Genomic DNA, 1,296 nt, shown 5'->3' with positions numbered 1-1,296 from the left:
TTTAGGAGTCAGCTGTCTAAGGTGGGGCCGATGATTGGGGTGAAGTCGTAACAAGGTAGCCGTTCGAGAACGAGCGGCTGGATCACCTCCTTTCTATGGAGAACCGAAGGAATCCAAGGATTCGCTTCTATTCTCGTCGACGCACATCTGTCAAAACAATATTTGGTTTTGAGGGTTTTACCCTCAGGCAATCCATGGGCCTATAGCTCAGCTGGTTAGAGCGCACGCCTGATAAGCGTGAGGTCAGAGGTCCGAGTCCTCTTAGGCCCACCAATTTTTGAATTGAATTGGGTTGTCGATTGTAAAATTCATGAATGTTTCTTTTTATTTCTGTCAGATCAAGGAATGAGGAGGAAGGCACCGCAGACTGTACTTGTGTACGTCGAGGAGCCGGACGACGAATGACGCAGAGCTGGCTGAAAGAAAAAGAAATGTACTCATGGGGGCGTAGCTCAGCTGGGAGAGCACCTGCCTTGCAAGCAGGGGGTCAGGAGTTCGATTCTCCTCGTCTCCACCACATGAACCTTGAAAACTTCATAGAAGAGACAAACAAAGTCTTATCTGATGTGATGATCAGATAAGCACCTCTGATCTAAATGCGAATTTAGAAACGAGTAACGAGAAATACCAGGGAACGTAAGTTCCTTAGTAATGAGAACCGGGATCCATAAGGATCCGGAAAATTGCGAAGAGAAATTGCTCTGATCCGCGAAGCGAGGAAGAGAGCCACCGGAGACAATACTCCAGTATGTTGAGGATAGCGAACGACGAGCGACAAAGGAGCAGACAATTTATCGAAGCAATTTTAAGTCAAGCTACTAAGGGCATACGGTGAATGCCTTGGCACTAAGAGCCGATGAAGGACGTGGTAAGCTGCGAAAAGCTACGGGGAGCCGCAAGCAGGCTTTGATCCGTAGATGTCCGAATGGGAAAACCCACCATCCGTTATGGGATGGTATCCTTCGGGAGGGGAACCCGGTGAACTGAAACATCTAAGTAGCCGGAGGAAGAGAAATCAAACGAGATGCCCACAGTAGCGGCGAGCGAAGAGGGCAGAGCCTAAACCAGAGAGCTTCGGCTCCCTGGGGTTACGGACTGGCATAAACCGAGTCAGGCCTAGCCGAATCACCTGGAAAGGTGAGCCACAGACCGTGAGAGCCGGGTAGGCGAAAGGCAGAGCAAGGGGGCCAGTATCCAGAGTACCGCGAAGCACGAGGAATTTTGCGGGAAGTCGGGGGGACCACCCTCCAAGGCTAAACACTTCTTAGTGACCGATAGCGCATAGTACCGTGAGGG

Annotated in this window: 2 tRNA genes and 2 rRNA genes; all 4 read left to right on the top strand. The window is 50.5% G+C overall.

The window, feature by feature from the left end:
* Window positions 1-93, top strand: a 16S ribosomal RNA gene (locus ACTQY1_RS11205); the annotation flags it as partial.
* Between the two features lie 103 nt (window positions 94-196).
* Window positions 197-273 (top strand) — tRNA-Ile (locus ACTQY1_RS11200).
* A gap of 168 nt (window positions 274-441) precedes the next feature.
* A tRNA-Ala gene (locus ACTQY1_RS11195) sits at window positions 442-517 on the top strand.
* A 291-nt stretch (window positions 518-808) separates the two neighbouring features.
* A 23S ribosomal RNA gene (locus ACTQY1_RS11190) occupies window positions 809-1,296 on the top strand; the annotation flags it as partial.

Origin of the sequence: Acidaminococcus sp. HCP3S3_G9_1 (assembly GCF_052122455.1) — a bacterium.
GTDB lineage: Bacteria > Bacillota > Negativicutes > Acidaminococcales > Acidaminococcaceae > Acidaminococcus.
Note: the sequence above shows the minus strand (reverse complement) of the source record. Positions and strands in the feature narration are given on the sequence as shown.